We start from the raw sequence: 14,827 nt of genomic DNA, 5'->3' as shown, positions 1-14,827 counted from the left end.
TAATTCAATTAAGGAGGGAAACCATGGGACGAGGAAAACTAACCGCTGAAGAGCAAGCCATCTTACGCACCAATCCAAATGTCAAATCAGTCAACGATCAATGCATTTTCTATACGGCCGAATTTAAAAAACACTTCATTGAAGCGCTAACCAAGGGCAAGCGGCCTAAACAAATCTTCGTTGAAGCCGGCTTTGACCTGGAAATCTTAGGCGACAAACGCATCGAACGAGCCACTGCGCGATGGAAAGAGCGCCACATTCGGGACACCATTCTCGCATCAATTGACCAAGAAGCCGCAAAAGAAGCCCTGCAGGCCATCGATGCCATTGACGATCTGAAAAAAGCCAAAGAGCAACTGGCAAAGCAAGAAAAAACCATACAACAACAAGCTGCGGAGATCGAAGCATTAAAAAAAGCTGGCTGGCTAGGAGGGAGGCGATGCGACAAGAAGGTATATGGAACGACTGATCTCTGTAAAATCATCGAAGAAACCGTCGAAACCTACGGGAAAGCCATTAACATCAAAGCCCTTTGCGAAAATCTTCAACTGCCCAGGAGCACCTATTACTACTATAAAGCCAGCAAAGAAAACCGGCAACGAAGAGAAGAAGCAGATCGAGAAGCCCTGTACTTCATACAAAAAGCCTATGACCATAGCGGCAAATACTACCACAAAGGCAGCCGCTCCCTTCGCATGATCCTGAAAAACGACTACGACATCATCTACAACCGCAAAAAAATCCAACGCATCATGCGGAAATACCAACTCAAGTGCCCTGTGAAAAAAGCACGGCCCTACGACAAACGGAAAAACGACGGCCAAGAAAGCAAAATCGCACCCAACCGCGTCAAACGCGCCTTCAAGCCCGGCAAAGCAAGAAAACTCTTCCTCACCGACATCACCTACATCAAACACCAAGGCCACTTCTCCTACGTCTCCGTCATCATCGACGCCCAAACCAACGAACCCGTCGCCTACAAAACCAGTACAAGCTACAGCCTCGACTTCGTCCTCGAAACCCTCGAACAACTCAACACCTGCGGCTACAACCAAAACGCCATCATCCACTCCGATCAAGGCGTTCACTACACAGCAAAAAAATTCCGGGACACCGTCCAATCCATGGGCCTCATCCAATCCATGTCAAGAAAAGGCAACTGCTGGGACAATGCACCCTGCGAATCCTTCTTCGGCAAAATGAAACAAGAAGTCCCGTTCGACGAAAACGCCGACGACCAAGAGATCGAAGCCGCAGTCAGCGACTACATAAACTACTACCGCTACCGCCGATACCAAGAAGGCCTCGGCGACATGACGCCATACGAATACGGCTCAACACTGCTCCACGCATAGGGGTTGACGTGTCCAAATAAGCGGGTCCGCCTTACCTTCGCTCTGAGCCCTTTCCCCCGTCCCCGGGTCTCAAAACCATGTAAGAATGAATATTTAAGTAAAAAAGTATTTTGAAAACATCGTCTTACCAACGCTATTGGAAAGCGTCACAAAAAACTACCGTATCTTTTCCTTCAACATCTCATGTCCATCCTCACTAACGAAAATCTTCCATTTTTCCCTAAAAATACACCCTTCCTCCTCCAGCTCATTTAAATACCGATACAGGCTCCTCATGGGGATGGCCAGAAGATCCGCCAGGTCTTCTCTCTTCAAGGGCAGCATGGCGGGGAAGGGGGCTTTGGCGTTTTTGTAGATGGCGTAGGCGAGGCGGTCTTTTTTGCTCAGGTGTTTTTCCGCGGCGCTTTGGCGCATGGTCTCCTCGTTGAGCCCGGCCAGGTAGCGCAGAAGGAGCATGAGGGTCTCGGGCTTTTGAAAGAGGGGATCTTTCATGTTCAGGCTGTAGTAGCGGCCGGCGGTGACGGCTTTCACGCCGGAGAGGACGGGGCTTTGTGTCAGGCTTTCGATGAGGCCCAAGCATTGGGGGGCGGTCATAAAGCTCTGGAGGATGCGGCTGCCGTCTTGGGCGTAGCGGGACACTTCCACGGTGCCGGTTTCCAAGAGCAGGACGGAAAATTCGGCGCTGTCGGGATACATGAGTTGATCCCCCGGACGAAAGGCGATGGCCGGGGCGTTCAGGCTGCGAAAAAGTTCTTGAAAATTCATCTTTTCCTCCTAAAAGGTGCCAGGTGGCATCTTTTTTTCTTACCAATCAGTATACACTGTAGTTAAGAAAAAAGGGACGATTTTTTGTGACAGGAGGCTATTATGGAACGCTTTTTCACCATGGACGAATTTCATCAAGCGGTGCGCGACGTGCAAAAGGACACGGCGCAAACTTACGAGCAACAGACTTTCCGCCTGGCAAAGCTTGCGGAAAACAGTTTGGATTATCCCGTGGCGAATGACGACGCCTTTTACGACCTCTATGCCAAGGGGGAAATTTGCGATTTGGATGAAGGCCACGCCCCCTATGCGCCGCGCTATATTTTGCCCGACTACGAAAAGTTTTTGAAAGAGGGCAGCGAATTTTTGCGCATCGAACCGCCGAAGACGCTCCTTGAAGCCACCACGGCGCTTTTGATTATGTATCACCACGTCCCCAGCATTACCCGTTTCCCGGTTTACATCGGCGCCCTGGACGATCTCCTGGAGCCCTTTGTTGAAACCACCGACGAGGAGGCCGCACGGGGGATTTTAAAGAGCTTTTTAATGCAGCTGGACCGCACGGTGGACGACTCCTTCTGCCATGCCAATATCGGCCCCTACGAAACGAAGACGGGGAACCTGCTTCTGGAGCTTTTGGAAGAGCTGCAATCGTGACGCCGAATATGACCCTCCTTTACGACGAAGAAAAGACACCGGACGCTTTCGCCGAAAAGGCCCTGGCATGCAGCTTGACCTGCGCCAATCCGGCCTTCGCCAACGACGCCTATTACAGCGCCGATTTCGGCGACGTGCCCTACGGCATCGCTTCCTGCTACAATGCCCTGCCGAAACACGGCGGCGCCTTTACCTTGAGTCGTTTGCGCCTGAACAAAATCGCTCTGGGCGCGGACAGCGTGGAAGGCTTCTTCGAAAAGAATCTGCCCCACGCCATCGACACCATGATTCACTTTATGGAATCCAAGATTCGCTATTTGGTGGAAGAAACGGCCTTCTTTAAATCCAATTTCCTGGTGAAGGAAGATTTCATCGACCTAGACAATTTCGTCGGCCTCTTCGGCATGGTGGGCTTGGCGGAATGTACGGAAGCCCTCCTGAAGCTCGACGGCAAAGAAGGTAAGTACGGCACCGATGAAGCGGCCGATGCCATGGGCATTCGGGTCATGGACTTTATCCAAGAGCGGGTCGGCCAATTTGAATCGGCCTACAGCCCGGTGTGGAACCACCGCTTTATGCTCCACGCCCAAGTGGGGGCTGCAAACGACGAGGGCACCACGGCGGCCCACCGCATTCCCATCGGACAAGAGCCGGATCTGTACAGCCACATTCGCCAAGCGGCGAAGTTCCAAAAATACTTCCCCTCCGGCGTGGGCGATCACTTCCCCTTCGACGAAACGGCGAAGAAGAACCCGAAGGCCGTGCTGGACGTATTTAAGGGCGGCTTTAAGCTGGGGAACCGCTACCTTTCCGCCTACAACGACGACGGCGACCTCATTCGCGTCACCGGCTATCTCGTAAAGAAATCCGACGTGGAAGCCTTTAAGGCGGGCAAGCAAGTGTCCTACGACACGGTGCAATACGCCGCCGATCCCCTCACGAAATACGGCATTTTGGACCGGAAGGTGGAAGGGGTTTAATGCTTCTCGTCAACAAGCTGATTCCCATGAGCGTCGTGGACGGTCCCGGGAATCGCTTTGCTATCTTCCTGCAGGGATGCAATTTCAACTGCAAGTACTGCCACAATCCCGAGACCATTCACCGCTGCATCCACTGCGGCGACTGCGTGCCCGGCTGTCCGGCGGATGCCCTTTCTTTCGTGGAGGGCAAAGTGGTGTGGAATCCGGTGACATGCGTGGACTGCGACAAGTGCATCGCCACCTGCACCCACGGCGCCTCGCCCAAGGTGCGGGCCATGGACGGTGCAGATCTCATGGCGGAAATCGAAAAGGCCGTGCCCTTTATCGAAGGGATTTCCGTGAGCGGCGGCGAAGCCACCCTGCAGGCAAAGGATTTGATCCCCCTCTTTCAATTGGCGAAGGAAAAAGGCCTCACGGCCCTTATCGACTCCAACGGCGGCCTGGATTTCTCCAAGGGCGATTTAAACCGCCTGCTCGAGATTTCCGACGGGGTTATGCTGGATGTGAAGGCCTGGGAGAAGGAAGACCACCTTCGGATTACGGGCCGGGATAACGAACCGGTGAAGAAAAACCTCGCCTACCTGGCCAAAGCGGATAAAATCGAAGAGTTGCGCTTCGTGCTCCTGGACACCTTGGACAACGAACACAGCCTGCGGGAAGCGGCGAAGGTGTTGGGCGAAAGGATTCACACCACTCGGGCGAAACTTATCAGCTATCGCCATTTCGGCGTACGAGGCGAATTCATCGACGAGCTTCGCGCCCCCGATCGAGAAGAAAAAGACCAGCTCTTGGCCTTGGCGAAGGAGCTGGGCTTTCATGAAGTCGTGGATATTTAAACCTGCTGTTTCGGCAGGTTTTTTTGTGCCGTGAATTGAGGGTGTTGATTTTATATAGGGGGGGGTATAATGAAAGAAAGAAGGATCGAGAAAAGGAGGTTAACATGAAAAAATTACTCGGTTTGGCACTGGCCCTGGCCATGATTCCCGGCCTGGCCTTTGCCGCTGAACCCATCACCCTTTATATTAACGGGATCGACGCAAGAGACTATAAGGAGCAGCCCATTCTGCGGGACAATCGCCTGTTCCTTCCCGTGCGAAGCGTCACGGAAGCCATGGGCTACAAAGTGGACTGGAAGGGCGAGAGCAAAACCGTCACCGTCGGCGACGTGGAAATGGTCGTCGGCGAAAAAGATTATGTGGCGAAGGGCGAAAAAAAGACCATGGATGTGGCCCCCTTTATTGAAAAGAACCGCACCTACGTGCCTCTGCGCTTTTTGGCCGAGGGGATGAAGCTCCCCGTCACTTGGGACGAAAACAATCGGGCGGCCGTCGTCGGCGAGTACAAGAGCGCGCCCGCCTTTAAGCCGGAAAAGACCGTCACCTACGGCAATGTGACCTTCTCCCTGCCGAAAGATTGGGAAAAACAGCTGACCATTACTTACGCTTATAATCAAGTGACCTTTTACGACAAAATGAATCACGACGCTCAGGACGGCTACGGCCGCATCGGCGAAATCTATAACACGGCGAATCCCGACTATCCCGTGCCCGCCATTCTTCTGGCTAAGGGCAATTGCTTCTACACCCTGTTCACTTTTTCGAGCGACGTGCAGGTGGCGGATACGGGGAACAAAAAGCTTTGTGACAGTTACACGAAATCCAATCAACTGGTGAAGGAAATCTTGAAAACCGTGGAAATAAACGACGTATTTAAGGAAGCCGACCGCGTGAAGGTGGGCGAGGTGTCCATGGTGCTTCCCGAGGCCTACAAAGACGTGATCGGCGTGGAAGAAGCCGGCGGAAATGTGTTGCTCTTTGAAAAGACCAATGAAAAGGCGAAAAAGGGCAGCGGCCTCATCGGCACCTTCCGCGTGGTCAATCAAAAGGAATTGGAGAAAATAGAAGAGGACTACCGCCTGTTCCGATACAATAAAGACGGCAGCCTGATCTTCGTCAGGGCGGATAAGCCGAGCCTGAAGGATCCGGTTCTGAAAAAAGCCTACGAAGAAGGTGTGGGGAAAGCAGGAGACATTCTCCAGACCGTGAAATAAGAAAAGGAGCCGAGAGGCTTCTTTTTTTGTGGCGAAGAGGGGCGAGGACGATGGTTTTTCAAATAAAGGCGGCGGGGGAAGGGAGGTTTTGCGAAAATTATACGAAATAACTTGCAATTTTTTTTATAGCGGAGTACTCTATAAGAATACAGAAAAAGTTGTCTGCAGGGCACCGACAGGTATCGATTCAGCCCGAGGAATTATTTTTTTATACGCTTCATCTGATAAAGCGATACTCAGTTAATGGCAAGGACGCTGCGGACCGAATGAGCCGGCCCGATTGGGCGAAGGAGGCATTATGAATATAAAAAGAAAAGATATTATTGTTTGCGGATTTGCTCTCTTCGCCATCTTTTTTGGCGCCGGCAATATGATCTTTCCGCCTTACTTAGGCGTACTGTCCGGCGACCGTTGGGTCACCGCCTCCACCGGCTTTATTCTCTCAGACCCGGTGCTTCCCATTTTAGGCGTCATCGTCACCGCCCGCTTAGGCGGACGGGCCATCGACCTGGGCAAGCGGGTGGGCTGGAGGTTTTCGGCGATTATTTCGGCCATATGTATCTTGATTATCGGGCCCTTCTTTGCCGTGCCCCGAACCGGCGCCACAACCCACGAAATTTTTATCGCGCCCAATCTTCCCGGCGTGCCGCCCTTGGCGACCTCCGTCGTCTTCTTCGGGCTGACGCTGTACCTGGTCTTAAATCCGGGGAAGGTGCTGGATTACATCGGCAAAATGCTGACGCCGGCCCTATTAATCGTTTTAGGCGTCATTACGGTCACGGCCGTGGTTCATCCGCCGGCAGCGGCGATTACCACCGATGCGCCGGACTTATTTAAAATGAGCTTTAAGGAAGGCTACCAAACCATGGACGCCCTGGGTGCGGCTCTTCTTAGCGGCATCGTCCTGTCCGACTTGATTCGCCGCGGCTACTCCGATGGCAAGACCCAGGTGAAGGCCAGCATTCAAATCGGCCTCGTGGCCTTTATCTGTCTGGCCCTGGTCTACGGATCCCTCACCTATGTGGGCAGCACGGTAAGCGCCCTTTACACGCCGGACATGGACCGCACCGCCATTTTGTTGGGCGCTGTGGAAAACCTGCTGGGGGGCGGCGGCAGATTCGTTTTGGGATTGGGCGTGGCCCTGGCCTGCCTCACCACCTCCACGGGCCTCATTTCCACCTGCGGCAATTTCTTCAGCGACGTCACGGGCGGCAAGCTGAAATATAAATACGTGGTCATCGTCGCCACTTTAATCGCCTTCGCCATCTCCCTCATCGGCGTGGAAGGCATTATTAACATCGCCGTGCCCGTGCTGACGGCGGTATTCCCCATCGTGATCTTCCTGATCCTGGCATCGATCTTCGATTTCCAAATCAAATACAACGGCTTCTTCATCGGCGGCGTCATCGGCGCCGGCGTCATCAGCGTCATCGAAGCCGTGAATGTCTTCTCGAAAATGCAAAACGGCGACGCATTAGGCGGCCTGGTGAAAACCATCGAGACCTTCCCCCTGGCGAACTTCGCCTTTGAATGGCTGGTCCCGGCACTGATCTGTGCCGTCATCGGCGGGCTCATCGGCAAATTCACCGGCCTCGGCGGTACGAGAGAGGACGTCTACAGACAACAGGCCATTCGCGAGGAGCGCCTGGCCAAGGCCTTGGAAGAAAACGCGTAAATTACTATGTAAAAGACCTCCCCAAGCGGGAGGTTTTTTTGTGCCGTGAATTTGTAATTTAGGGCAAAAAAAATCCGCCGGCTTTCACCGACGGATCGTGAGCGGATCTTATTTAACGGCGTCGTGTAATACTTCGCCTAAGCGCTTAATGCCTTCTTCGATTTTGTCTTCGGGCATGCAGCTGTAGTTCAAGCGGAAGTGGTTTTCTTCCGGGCTTTCGGGATAGAATGCGCCGCCGGGTACGAAGGCCACTTTCTTTTCAATGGCTTTTACGGCGATGTCGCGAGCGTTTAAGTTTTCCGGCAGGGTAACCCACAGGAAGAGACCGCCTTCGGGATTGGTGAAGGTGACTTTTTCGGGGAAGTATTTCTTCATGGCTTCGACCATGACGTTTTTACGGTTGCCGTAGACTTTAATGATTTCGGAGATGTGAGCTTCCAGGTCGTTGTCGTCGAGGAATTGAGACAGAATCATTTGAGTCGTGGTGGACGTTTGAAGGTCTGCCCCTTGTTTAACCATGTTAAACTTGTTCAGGACTTCCTTCGATGCGTTGAACCAACCGACGCGGATGCCGGGGCTGAATACCTTGGAGAAGGTGCCCATGAAGATGACGCGGTCTTCGGTGTCCAAGCTGCGGAGGGAAGGTTGAATTTCGCCTTCGAAGCGGAGTTCGCCGTAGGGATTGTCTTCGAGAATCATGACGTCGTATTTATTGGCCAATTCGATTAAGCCCTTGCGGCGTTCCATGGTCCAGGTTTTGCCGGAGGGGTTTTGGAAGTCGGAAATAACGTAGATGAATTTCACGTTGTCGTGATCTTTTAATTGTTTTTCCAATTCTTCGAGAACCATGCCGTCTTCATCCAAGGGAACTTGTAAGAATCTGGGTTCGTAGGCTTTAAAGGCGTTCAATGCGCCTAAGTAAGTAGGACTTTCGACGACGATGTAATCGCCCGGATCGATAAAGACTCTGGGCATGAAGTCCAGACCTTGTTGGGAACCGGAAAGGATTTGAATGTCGTCAGCTGTAACGTTTTTGACGCCGACTTTGTTCATGCGGGCGATGCAGTGTTCTCTCAATCCCTTAAAGCCGTCGGTGGGGCCGTATTGAAGGGCGGCGGCGCCGTTGTTTTTCATGACTTTATTCGATGCTTCGATCCATTTGTCGATGGGGAACAATTCGGCTGCGGGAAGACCGCCGGCGAAAGAGATGATGCTCGGGTCGGCCGTTAAAGCCAGAAGCTCACGGATTTCGGACGCTTTCAGGTTGTCCATTCTTTTAGCAAATTTAGGCATAAGAACTCCTTTCATGTGATAGAAAAAATGCGTGGTAACGTTTTACGCGTTCATTGTATATCGTACACGAATGAAAGTCAATTACAGGCGAGGGCGCGGGGGCGGGGCTTTTTTGCGAAAATTTTGTGGCTCGCGGGCAAAAAGAAAAAATAATTCCTTTGACGGGCAAAAGATTTTATTTTTTGACGAGGGGGAGGGAAGGGAGCGGAATCTTTTTCAGAAAAGAAAAATACGCGTTAAAATATTTTTTTTTTGGCGATACCGGTGGCGAGAACGAAGCTTGCTTTAGCGAGAGCGGCGCGTCCATGGTGAAAAATGAGAAAACCGTTTCTTTTCACGGCCCGCGCCTTTGTTTTATTCTTTACCTTCGGGTTCGTGTTATAATGATTTCAAAATAAAGAGAGGGGGAGGTTCTGTGGTTAAAAAAATTTTAGAAACGGTGCGCTATTCTAAATCCGAAGAATGTGTAAATGCCCTGTCCCATTGGCTCGGCGTTCTTTTGGGCATTGTAGGTTTGGCGGTCTTGGTTAGATTCGGCATTAAAAACCATTCGACGCCTGAGATCGTCGCCTTTTCCATTTACGGCGGCTGCTTTATCTTTATGTACCTTGCCTCCGCCGTCTACCATACCGTGCCTCTGTCCAAAGCCAAGGGAGTTTTGCGTATCTTCGATCACTCGGCCATCTTTTTATTTATCGCCGCAAGCTATATGCCTATCGCTATTTTGAGCTTTACCGGTTGGTTAAGGATTGCTACCATTGCCGTGGTATGGGCCATCGCCGTCGCAGGCGTCATCTTTAAAATTCTCACCGCCGGCGCTTTTAATCGGACGAAAAAATTGTCGCTCTTTCTCTATTTGCTCTTGGGCTGGTTCGCTCTTTTGTTATTGAAGCCCATTGTGCAGGCCACGGACATCCGCTTTCTTTTGCCCTTGGTCCTGGGCGGCGTTATTTATTCCGTAGGCGCCGTCTTTTATGCGAAGAAGAATTTAAAATTCAATCACGCCATTTGGCATATCTTTGTGCTGACGGGATCCGTGGTGCATTACGTGGGAATTTTGAATTTCTACGCTTTAAGATAAAAAGCCCCTCGACGAAAATGTCGAGGGACTTTTTTTATTGCTCCAGAAAGGCCAAAGCCGATGCCACTTCGGCGCAGATGCCGTAGGTGATGGCCTCTTCCTCCGGGTAAAATTCCGCCGTGTGAAGGGCGTGACGCTTATCTCCCGGCTTTTTTGCGCCGAGATTGATGAAGCTGCCCGGCGCCTTTTGAAGGTAGTAGGCGAAATCCTCCGCACTCATGGTGGGCCGGGGCAGAGTCACGACTCTGTCCGGGCCCAATGCCTCTACGGCGGCTTGCCGGACGATTTCCGTAGCTTCGGGATCGTTGATCAGGGGAATGTAGCCCTTGATGACCTCCATGTCGCAGCGGCAGTCGTGGGCCGCGGCGGTAGTGGTGGCGATGTCTCTCAGCCGGGTGCGCAGAATATTCATATTGTCCATGGTGTCGGCGCGAATGGTGCCTTCCAGGGTCATGGTGTCGGGAATAATATTGTGCTTGTTGCCGCCGTGTACGGAGCCGATGGTGACGACCGCAGGCGTCAGGGGCGAGAAGCGACGGGCCACGATGGTCTGCAAAGCGACGATAATATGGCCTCCGCAGACGATGGGGTCGATGCAGGCGTCGGGGTGTGCGGCGTGACCGCCGCGGCCGGTAATGGTGAATTTAAAATCCTCCACTCCGGCGTACATAAAGCCAGGGCGAACGCCGACGGTACCCAGATCCAAGTAGGGGGACACGTGAAGGCCCATGACATTATCCACGCCGTCCATGACGCCTTCGGCCACCATGACCTCGGCGCCGCCGTCCTTCTCTTCGTTAGGTTGAAAGATGAGGCGGACGGTGCCGGCAAATGCTCTGTGGCGTGTAAAGTAGGTGGCCGTGCCCAAGAGGATGGCCATGTGCATGTCGTGGCCGCAGGCGTGCATCAGGCCTTCGGTTTCCGAAGCGAAGGCAAGGCCCGTAGCTTCCGTTACGGGAAGGGCGTCCATGTCCGCGCGAAGGGCCACGGTGCGGCCTTCTTTCTCGCCCTTAATGTCGCCGTGAAAGCCGCCGTTGGAGTAGGGGACGACTTCGATGCCCATGTCCTTTAAAATCGACTGAATGTATTTCGCGGTTTTGATCTCCTCGCCGCTCAGTTCCGGATGGGCGTGGAGGTGGCGGTAGTGTGTCCGCACCTCGTTCGCGATGGCTTCGATGGCTTTTTTATTCATGGCGGCTCACCAGCTTTCCGTAAAGATCGGGGCGACGCTCCTTAAAGAGATCAAACTTGTCCTTGGCCTCTTCCACTTTGGACAGATCCAGATCCACGGTGTGGACGCAGGCTTCCGTGCCCGTCATGAGCACTTCCTCGCCCATGGGATCGTAGATGCAGCTGCCTCCGCCGCCCATGGCCGGGTAGTCGCCGAGCTTGGTGCAATTCACCGCCACCACATAGCATTGGTTCTCCACGGCCCGTGCCCGGGCGAAGAGATGCATGTGGGGAACGCGGGAAAGGCCCCAGGCCATGGGGACGAAGAGAATTTTCGCCCGCCCCATGACGGCGAGGCGCACCCATTCCGGCATGCGCAGCTCGAAGCAGGTAATAATCCCCACGGGAACGCCGTCCAGTTCGAAGGCCAGGTTTTTCTCACCGGGCTTGAAGTAGGTTTTCTCCGCTCCCATGGGAAAGAGATGGGCCTTGTCGTAGGTGCCCAAGAGGGCGCCGGCGCGGTCGTAAATAAAGCTGCGATTGGCGCGGGCGTCATGATCCCACACGGTGATGCTCCCCGCCACGAGATTCACCTCGTGCTCTTTAGCAAAGGCGGAGAGATCCCGGCGCAAGCTTTCTTCTTCGTAATCGTCGTCTGCGGAGAAGCGTTCCGGGTAAAAGCCCGTGTTCCACATTTCCGGCAAGACGATGACGTCGGGGGAGGATTTTAGGGCCTCTTCCATGGCGTCGAATATGGTTTTTCTGTTGACCTCTTGGGTCATGGGGCCGATGGGGGCCTGTACGATGGAAACTCTCATGCCCGTGCGTTTAAATGTTCTTCCAAAATTTGGATGGCGTTGAGGGCGGCGCCTTTTCGAATGTTGTCGGCGACGACCCAAAGGTTCAAGCTGTTTTCGCAGGAATCGTCTTTGCGAATGCGGCCGACGAAGACTTCGTCCTTGCCTTCGGCATTGATTTGCAGGGGATAGACGAGGTTTTTCACATCGTCTTGAAGCACCACGTGGTCCATAGCCTCATAGGCGGCGCGGAGCTTGTCCAGGTCCACGGGCTTTTCGCAGGTGACGTTGACGGAAATGGCGTGGGCGCCCTTGACCGGCACGCGAACGGCGGTGGCGGTAACGGCGAGGTCCGGGCGGTGGAAAATCTTCCGCGATTCGTTGACCATCTTCATTTCTTCCTTGGAGTAGCCGTCTTCAAGGAAGTCGTCGATGTGAGGCAGGCAGTTGTAGGCGATGGGGTAGGGATAAAATTCCGGATCCTCGCCCTTCATGCCCCGTTCCAAATCGGCGATGCCGCGCACGCCGGAGCCGCTGACGGCTTGGAAGGTGGTAAAGACGATGCGCTTGATCTTAAAGAGATCCTCCACGGGCTTCAGTGCCACGACAGATTGAATGGTGGAGCAGTTGGGATTGGCGATAATGCCCGCGTCGTCGATAATGTCGTCGGGATTGATTTCCGGCACCACCAGGGGAATGTCCTTGTCCATGCGGAAGTGGGAGCTGTTGTCGATGACGATGCTGCCCGCTTCGGCGGCTACGGGGCAAAAGCGCGCGGCCAGATTGCCGTCTAAGGCGCTCAGGACGTAGTCGAACTTGCCCTCTCTCAAGGCCTCTTCCGTAAGCTCTTCCACCATGTGTTCTTCGCCGTTAAAGGTGAAGGTCTTGCCCGCACTTTTTTCCGATGCGAACATAGAAAGCTCCAAGGGGAGATGCTTTTCTTCCAAAATACTGCGCATGGTTTGACCGACCAGGCCCGTTGCGCCTAAAATTGCTGTGCGATAGATCGTCATTGTAAACCTTCTTTCTTATTAAACGATGTTTTACTTGACTATAGCAAAAACACTCTAGTATAGTCAATTCATAATGATTGCAAGGAAAGGGGAAACTATGAAACTGGCATTGATTGGATTCGGCACCGTCGGCCGCGGCGCCTACGACATTTTAAAGGATCGACAAGAGCTTTTCGAAAAGACCGTCGGCCCCATGGAGATCGCCTATGTGGTGGCATCGGATCGGAGCAGAAACACCTTGGAGCTGGAAATCGACGAGCCCGTGGTTACGGCGAAGGAATACGACAAGGTTCTGGAAGAAGTGGACTGCGTCGCCGAAGCTACCGGCGCCATGGACATGGCCTACGAGTACATGCGCCGCGCATTGGAAAAAGGCGTGGGCGTGGTCACCGCCAACAAGGCCTGCGTCAGCGCCCACTACGAGGAGCTGGTGGCCCTGTCGGAAAAAACCGGCGCGCCCTTTTTGTTTGAAGCGGCGGTGGCCGGGGGCATTCCCGTCCTTACGCCACTGAGAGCCCTCTGCCTTCAAAACGAAATCGAAGACGTGAAGGGCATTTTAAACGGCACCTGCAACTACCTTTTAAACGCCATGTTTAAAGAGGGCGCCGATTACAAAGACACCTTGGCCCTGTGCCAAAAGCTGGGCTATGCCGAGCAGGATCCCACCGACGATGTGGAAGGCTACGACACCCGCAGAAAACTCCACCTCTTAATCGAAATGGCCTTCGGTCACGTGGACGGCGACGCCATTCCCACACGGGGCATCGCCCAAATCGATCAGTCCGTGGTGGCCTACTTGAAATCGCAAAATAAAAAGGTGAAGCTCGTAGCCTCCGCCAAGCCCGCAGAGGGCGGCATCGAAGCCGTGGTGGAACCGGTGATCTTCGATGGGGGCCACAGCCTGGCCATTTTGCCCGATGCCATTAATCAGGTGAATGTGAAGGGCAGCTGGGTCGGCGACTTGGCCTTTACGGGCCCCGGCGCCGGCAAGGAGCCCACGGGCAACGCCGTGGTGGCGGATCTCGTGGCAGCCGCCACGAAGAGCGCCATGCCCCTTTTAAAGCGCGGCGACGTAAAGCTTGCACCCATACGCGGCCGCTACTTCGTGGCAAAAGAGCTGGAAGGGGATTTCGTCGACCGAGTGGAAGAGGGATTCACCTACACCAAGGACATGGCACGGGAAGAACTGCTGAAGGCCTTGGACGAAAAGACCTTCTTCGCCCGCCTGGAAGATTAAAAAACGAAAGAGACAAGCCTCCGCGGCTTGTCTTTTTTTGCAAGAAAAAAACGAGTGCCGAAGCACCCGCTTTATTTTTCGTTGATCCGTATGGCATTGTGTTCCCGAATGTCCTTGCCCTTGACTTGATTCAGTGCGCCGATGGTATTGGTCCTTTTAATGGAAATGGACTCTCTGAGGCGCATTAAAAAGTCGTCCAAGGCCTTCGACGAGGTGGACTTAATGCGAATTAAAAATTGGTATTCGCCCATAAGCTTCCAGCAGTCGGTGACTTGATCCGAGGTCTCGACGTAGTTAATAAATTCTTCCAAGGTGTTGTCCTCTTCGGAAATGTCGATGAGGCAGAAGGAGTGGATGTAGGAATCGTCCTCTTCTCCGCCGAGGAGGATGGTATAGCCGGCGATGACGCCCGCATCTTCCAGGCGATGAATCCGATTACGGGTAGCCGAAACGGACAGGCTGACCTTTTTCGCGATGTCGCTTAAGGACATGCGGCTGTTCTCGTTTAACAGGGACAGAATGTATGTGTCGATGGAATCACCGGTAAAGCGATTGATGTGCACGTTATGCACCTCCTTTAACCAAAACAAATAGCTTTATTTGATTATACCAAAAAACCGACTTAATTTCATGGATAAATTGAAAAAATTTGCAAAAAAGCAGGGATTTTTTTGCTTTTACGAAAGAAAAGTGAGTGGGGCGGTGGGCGAGGGGGTCGTTTCATAAGAATGCAGTCGTTATTTCAGGAGATCGG

The 14,827-nt window shown here is 53.2% G+C and carries 14 protein-coding genes; 8 read left to right on the top strand and 6 right to left on the bottom strand.

The features are described 5' to 3' along the window. Nucleotides 1-23: 23 nt before the first annotated feature. Nucleotides 24-1,355: an IS3 family transposase gene (locus BQ7397_RS01440; RefSeq protein WP_077074415.1), complete on the top strand. Its 1,332-nt coding sequence runs from the start codon at nt 24-26 to the stop codon at nt 1,353-1,355. 156 nt (nt 1,356-1,511) lie between these two features. Here BQ7397_RS01440 and BQ7397_RS01435 read toward each other — a convergent pair whose 3' ends face one another. Then, complete coding sequence (locus BQ7397_RS01435; protein ID WP_077074414.1) at nt 1,512-2,120, bottom strand: Crp/Fnr family transcriptional regulator; 609 nt, start codon at nt 2,118-2,120, stop codon at nt 1,512-1,514. A 102-nt stretch (nt 2,121-2,222) separates the two neighbouring features. On the opposite strand from BQ7397_RS01435, the gene BQ7397_RS09415 reads away from it, so the two are divergent. The 5 genes from BQ7397_RS09415 to brnQ all read left to right on the top strand — a co-directional run bounded on the left by BQ7397_RS09415 (nt 2,223) and on the right by brnQ (nt 7,482). After that, nucleotides 2,223-2,777, top strand: coding sequence for a glycyl radical enzyme domain-containing protein (locus BQ7397_RS09415; protein ID WP_268801888.1), 555 nt, complete (start codon nt 2,223-2,225; stop codon nt 2,775-2,777). Next, the gene (nrdD, locus tag BQ7397_RS09410) at nt 2,774-3,757 is read left to right on the top strand and encodes an anaerobic ribonucleoside-triphosphate reductase (RefSeq protein WP_268801887.1); all 984 of its coding nucleotides are present in this window, start codon (nt 2,774-2,776) and stop codon (nt 3,755-3,757) included. The genes BQ7397_RS09415 and nrdD overlap by 4 nt, the downstream gene beginning before the upstream one ends. After that, complete coding sequence (locus tag BQ7397_RS01425; protein WP_077074413.1) at nt 3,757-4,593, top strand: YjjW family glycine radical enzyme activase; 837 nt, start codon at nt 3,757-3,759, stop codon at nt 4,591-4,593. The genes nrdD and BQ7397_RS01425 overlap by 1 nt, the downstream gene beginning before the upstream one ends. 104 nt (nt 4,594-4,697) lie before the next feature. Then, entirely contained in the window at nt 4,698-5,807 is a 1,110-nt protein-coding gene (locus BQ7397_RS01420) for a copper amine oxidase N-terminal domain-containing protein (RefSeq protein WP_077074412.1), read from the top strand. A 298-nt stretch (nt 5,808-6,105) separates the two neighbouring features. After that, nucleotides 6,106-7,482, top strand: coding sequence for a branched-chain amino acid transport system II carrier protein (gene brnQ, locus BQ7397_RS01415; protein ID WP_077074411.1), 1,377 nt, complete (start codon nt 6,106-6,108; stop codon nt 7,480-7,482). A 108-nt stretch (nt 7,483-7,590) separates the two neighbouring features. Here the strand turns inward: brnQ and BQ7397_RS01410 are convergent, their stop codons facing one another. Continuing rightward, nucleotides 7,591-8,775: an aminotransferase-like domain-containing protein gene (locus BQ7397_RS01410; protein WP_077074410.1), complete on the bottom strand. Its 1,185-nt coding sequence runs from the start codon at nt 8,773-8,775 to the stop codon at nt 7,591-7,593. Nucleotides 8,776-9,190: 415 nt separating this feature from the next. On the opposite strand from BQ7397_RS01410, the gene trhA reads away from it, so the two are divergent. After that, on the top strand, nt 9,191-9,856 hold the full coding sequence (gene trhA, locus BQ7397_RS01400; RefSeq protein WP_234970553.1) for a PAQR family membrane homeostasis protein TrhA: 666 nt from the start codon (nt 9,191-9,193) through the stop codon (nt 9,854-9,856). Between the two features lie 34 nt (nt 9,857-9,890). Here the strand turns inward: trhA and BQ7397_RS01395 are convergent, their stop codons facing one another. Genes BQ7397_RS01395 through BQ7397_RS01385 form a run of 3 tightly spaced genes read right to left on the bottom strand, consistent with a single transcriptional unit; the run spans nt 9,891 to nt 12,836 of the window. Then, the gene (locus BQ7397_RS01395; protein ID WP_077074408.1) at nt 9,891-11,048 is read right to left on the bottom strand and encodes a M20 metallopeptidase family protein; all 1,158 of its coding nucleotides are present in this window, start codon (nt 11,046-11,048) and stop codon (nt 9,891-9,893) included. Beyond that, nucleotides 11,041-11,844: a nitrilase-related carbon-nitrogen hydrolase gene (locus tag BQ7397_RS01390; RefSeq protein WP_077074407.1), complete on the bottom strand. Its 804-nt coding sequence runs from the start codon at nt 11,842-11,844 to the stop codon at nt 11,041-11,043. Before BQ7397_RS01390 ends, BQ7397_RS01395 begins: the two co-directional genes overlap by 8 nt. Continuing rightward, on the bottom strand, nt 11,841-12,836 hold the full coding sequence (locus tag BQ7397_RS01385) for an aspartate-semialdehyde dehydrogenase (RefSeq protein WP_077074406.1): 996 nt from the start codon (nt 12,834-12,836) through the stop codon (nt 11,841-11,843). The genes BQ7397_RS01390 and BQ7397_RS01385 overlap by 4 nt, the downstream gene beginning before the upstream one ends. Before the next feature lie 97 nt (nt 12,837-12,933). Here BQ7397_RS01385 and BQ7397_RS01380 point away from each other — a divergent pair, with 97 nt between their 5' ends. Continuing rightward, nucleotides 12,934-14,073: a homoserine dehydrogenase gene (locus BQ7397_RS01380; RefSeq protein ID WP_077074405.1), complete on the top strand. Its 1,140-nt coding sequence runs from the start codon at nt 12,934-12,936 to the stop codon at nt 14,071-14,073. Nucleotides 14,074-14,144: 71 nt separating this feature from the next. Here BQ7397_RS01380 and BQ7397_RS01375 read toward each other — a convergent pair whose 3' ends face one another. Beyond that, a complete protein-coding gene (locus tag BQ7397_RS01375; protein WP_068456377.1) occupies nt 14,145-14,636 on the bottom strand; it encodes an Lrp/AsnC family transcriptional regulator in 492 nt (163 codons plus the stop codon). Between the last annotated feature and the right edge of the window lie 191 nt (nt 14,637-14,827).

The sequence above is a fragment of the Aedoeadaptatus urinae genome (assembly GCF_900155585.1).
GTDB classification, from domain to species: domain Bacteria; phylum Bacillota; class Clostridia; order Tissierellales; family Peptoniphilaceae; genus Aedoeadaptatus; species Aedoeadaptatus urinae.
The sequence above is the reverse complement of the archived record's forward strand: the minus strand, read 5'-3'. Positions and strand labels throughout refer to the sequence as shown.

Bases quoted from the DNA above. Each gene is read 5' to 3' on its own strand.
- BQ7397_RS01440 (WP_077074415.1), top strand. From the start codon at position 24: ATGGGACGAGGAAAACTAACCGCTGAAGAGCAAGCCATCTTACGCACC.
- BQ7397_RS01435 (WP_077074414.1), bottom strand. From the start codon at position 2,120: ATGAATTTTCAAGAACTTTTTCGCAGCCTGAACGCCCCGGCCATCGCC.
- BQ7397_RS09415 (WP_268801888.1), top strand. From the start codon at position 2,223: ATGGAACGCTTTTTCACCATGGACGAATTTCATCAAGCGGTGCGCGAC.
- BQ7397_RS01425 (WP_077074413.1), top strand. From the start codon at position 3,757: ATGCTTCTCGTCAACAAGCTGATTCCCATGAGCGTCGTGGACGGTCCC.
- BQ7397_RS01420 (WP_077074412.1), top strand. From the start codon at position 4,698: ATGAAAAAATTACTCGGTTTGGCACTGGCCCTGGCCATGATTCCCGGC.
- brnQ (WP_077074411.1), top strand. From the start codon at position 6,106: ATGAATATAAAAAGAAAAGATATTATTGTTTGCGGATTTGCTCTCTTC.
- BQ7397_RS01410 (WP_077074410.1), bottom strand. From the start codon at position 8,775: ATGCCTAAATTTGCTAAAAGAATGGACAACCTGAAAGCGTCCGAAATC.
- BQ7397_RS01395 (WP_077074408.1), bottom strand. From the start codon at position 11,048: ATGAATAAAAAAGCCATCGAAGCCATCGCGAACGAGGTGCGGACACAC.
- BQ7397_RS01390 (WP_077074407.1), bottom strand. From the start codon at position 11,844: ATGAGAGTTTCCATCGTACAGGCCCCCATCGGCCCCATGACCCAAGAG.
- BQ7397_RS01385 (WP_077074406.1), bottom strand. From the start codon at position 12,836: ATGACGATCTATCGCACAGCAATTTTAGGCGCAACGGGCCTGGTCGGT.
- BQ7397_RS01380 (WP_077074405.1), top strand. From the start codon at position 12,934: ATGAAACTGGCATTGATTGGATTCGGCACCGTCGGCCGCGGCGCCTAC.